The sequence below is a fragment of the Streptomyces altiplanensis genome, assembly GCF_053591575.1.
This window is the reverse complement of record NZ_JBSFUB010000209.1, coordinates 1-3,147: the sequence shown is the minus strand read 5'-3', so window position 1 is coordinate 3,147 and position 3,147 is coordinate 1. Positions and strand designations below refer to the sequence as shown.

Here is a 3,147-nt window from a genome sequence, read left to right as displayed (position 1 = left end):
CACCCTGGCCAAACGCGCAACCGGCGAAACCACCCCAACCTGGCGAGACGCATAAACCATAATCACCCACGAACTACACGAACCAGACGTCCTCTCAGGTCACCGGGCCCACCGCCGCGTTGGCCGCGCTCCTGCCGCTCGCTGGCGGGACCCTGACCGGCGCCGTCACGGTGAACGTGGCCAGCGGCACCGCGACCGCAGCGGGTGGCGGTGTCACCGGCGATCCGTTTGACCGGTGGCGGATCACTGCGGACGGCCGTCTGGCGGTCGGCCCCGGTAACGCGGCGCGCGACACGTTTCTCTACCGCGACGGCGTCAACAGCTTGCGCACCGACGGCGGTCTCACGGTCGGCGGCGACCTCAAGCACATCGGCACCAAGATGGGGTTCGGTGGAGCAGCGGCGGTCACTCGGCCTGCCGTTACCGGGAGTCGGGGCGGGAACGTCGCGCTCGGCTCGCTGATCACCGCACTGGCCACCCTCGGACTGATCACGGACAGCACGACAGCCTGACCACCGCGCCCCCCTGTTCTCCCTGCGGGGAGGGCGGGGGGCGTCTTTCGTCATTCCCGAGGGGCTCACACGAGAATGGCCTTGCCCCATACCCTGACAGTGTCGAGCTGTTCAGAGAGGGGCAAGGCCGTGCCATCTGATGCTACCCCGGACCCGTACGCCGATCCGTTGGTCGTCGGGCAAAGAGTGCAGATCCTCCGCACCCGCAAGGGCATGACGCGCGAGCAGCTCGGCGGCCTCATGGGACGTAGCGGTTCGTGGGTCAAGGGCATCGAGACCGGCCGCCTGAAAACTCCGAAGCTGGAGGTGATCCTCCGCCTCGCCGAGGTGCTGCGCGTCCGGGACCTATCCGACCTCACTGGGGACCAGTCCGTGCACGTCTCGCTCTTCACCGGCCCTGGCCACCCGCGCTTGCCCGCTGTCCAGGCCGCGATCAACCGGTTCCCCCTACCCATGGGCGAGGCGCCGTCAGCCGGGCACCTCCAAGCCCGCCTCGCCCGCGCGTGGACGGCACGGCACTCCGCCCCGAACCACCGGGACGTCATCGGCGCACTGCTGCCTGATCTCATCCGTGACGCCCAACTCGCTGTGTGTCAGGCGGACAGCGCGGCCGACCGACGCACCTCCAACGCCGTACTCAGCGAGGTGTACTCCCTCGCCCAGTTCTTCGCGGCCTATCAGCCGGACCCGGCGCTCCTCTGGCGGATCGCCGACCGCGGCATGATGGCCGCGCAAGAGAGCGAGGACCCGCACACCATCGGCGTCGCTGCGTGGCTCACCGCGCAGGCGCATCGGGACAGCGGCCCCGCCCATTTCGACGCAGCAGACGAGGTCACGCGCGAGACGCTGGAGTTCCTGGAGCCGCTCCTCCCGGACGCGTCGGACGACGTGGCCGCTATTGCCGGGGCTCTGCGGTTCGAGGCTGGGTACACCGCCGCTCGGCGCGGTGAATCGGGCACGGCGTGGCAGTACTGGGACATGGCCCGCGAGATGGCCGGCCAACTGCCCGACACCTATTACCACCCGGTCACCTCGTTCTCTCGCGCCATCATGGGCGCGCACGCAGTGACGATCGCGGTGGAGCTCCACGCGGGCGGGGAATCGGTGCGGCAGGCCGCCGCCTCAGACGCGGCTACGATCGCGTCCCGGCCCCGCCGGGCCCGGCACCGGATCGAGCAGGCCCGCGGCTACCAACTCGACGGGCAGCCGGACGTAGCGCTCGCGACCCTGGCGCAGGCGCACGAGGCCGCCCCGGAGACGATCCGGTACAACGGCTACGCGAAGAGGATCGTGTTGGAGGAGAGCGAATCCCGAACCCCAGCTCGCCGCCGCCGGGCCTCTGAACTGGCGGTCAAGCTGGGCTTGTTGGCTGCCTGACGAGGGGGCACAAACTGTGCCCCTCTTCCGTTCCGCCGCCCCTACCGTCGTTATCAGTGCAGTCACCACCGGCAATGACGACGGGGGACGATTCCGTGAGCACCGCCCTTGCACCCGTACCGGCCATCGAGACGTTGTCTCAGCGCCAGCAGCGCGGCATGGACTGCGTCTGGTGCGGCATCACCTCACTCCGGCTACGGCCGTGGACCTCGGCCCACGCCGGATCCGGATCCTCGACCACGCCACCGAGTGGTACCCCCGCGCCTGCACCAGCCACGGCGAGGAGTCGTGACACGGTGCCCCAAGGGTGGCCACGAGATCCCGAACGAGGACGAGATCGGCGCCCACTGCGACGAGCACGGCGTCACCCTGCTCTGGCACGGGCCACCGATCACCCCCGAAGACCTCGCGCCCGAGCATCACGCGCCGAGCACCGCGCGACCGGCCGCACCCGCGCACCGCGCGCTCGGCCCTCACCCCCGCTGAGCCCCCGTCTCGGCCGCCACACCCCTGGACAGGTCGACGGCCGAGACGGGCCCGAACGCAACACGAGGAACAGCGCATGAACTGCCAAAACTGCGGAGCAGCGGCCTACGAAGACAACCTCGGCCGCTGGTTTTGCAGCCGTCAGTGCGGATGGTCAACCGGATGAAGGAGTGATGACAGATGCAGTGTCCTCGATGTGGTGGGGCTGCCCAGCAGGGGCCCGACGGAGCATGGATCTGCCCGCAGTGCGGGCCGTGCGGTACCGCCCCCATGCCGACCCCGGTAGCGTTCACCCATGAGCACCCGACGCACGCGCGCTGACTGGCCGCCGGAGGTAGAGGTCCTGCCTACCCCGGTGGCGGATCGGCCGGCGGAAATCACGCACACAGAGTGCCGGGCCTGCGGCACTCAGATCGCAGGCCTTGACGGCCGGTACGCGTGCGGGGTGTGCGGTTGGTCGAATCACTGGTCTGAGGGCCACAGAGATCTACCGTCGGCGCCGGACGACGAACCGTCCTGACCCGACCGTGAGCCCCGGCCGTGCGCTTCTCCCCCTCTCCCCCAGAAGCGGACGGCCGGGGCACTACCTGACGAGGTCGGCGAGCGGTACACCGATCGCGTCGGCGATGAGGATCAGGGAGTCGATCAGCGCGGCGGAGTGGCCCTGCTCGATGCGGTTACTGACTTCGGCTTGTCAGGGTGTGGCTGGGTCGTCGAGGGTGAGGCCGGTGCCGGCTATGAATCCGTCGAGTGTGTCGGGTCGGTATTGAAG

At 69.5% G+C, this 3,147-nt stretch carries 3 protein-coding genes and 1 pseudogene; 3 read left to right on the top strand and 1 reads right to left on the bottom strand.

The annotated features are described in order from the left end of the window. Positions 1 to 119: 119 nt before the first annotated feature. From ACWD0Y_RS36460 to ACWD0Y_RS36450, 3 genes are all read left to right on the top strand, one after another. Entirely contained in the window at positions 120 to 512 is a 393-nt protein-coding gene (locus ACWD0Y_RS36460; protein WP_450264545.1) for a hypothetical protein, read from the top strand. A 129-nt stretch (positions 513 to 641) separates the two neighbouring features. Beyond that, on the top strand, positions 642 to 1,889 hold the full coding sequence (locus tag ACWD0Y_RS36455; protein WP_450264544.1) for a helix-turn-helix domain-containing protein: 1,248 nt from the start codon (positions 642 to 644) through the stop codon (positions 1,887 to 1,889). A 288-nt stretch (positions 1,890 to 2,177) separates the two neighbouring features. Then, positions 2,178 to 2,375 carry a hypothetical protein gene (locus ACWD0Y_RS36450; protein WP_450264543.1) on the top strand — a complete coding sequence of 66 codons (198 nt, stop codon included), beginning with the start codon at positions 2,178 to 2,180 and terminating at the stop codon, positions 2,373 to 2,375. A 694-nt stretch (positions 2,376 to 3,069) separates the two neighbouring features. Here ACWD0Y_RS36450 and ACWD0Y_RS36445 read toward each other — a convergent pair. After that, positions 3,070 to 3,147: pseudogene (locus tag ACWD0Y_RS36445) on the bottom strand (transposase); the annotation flags it as partial.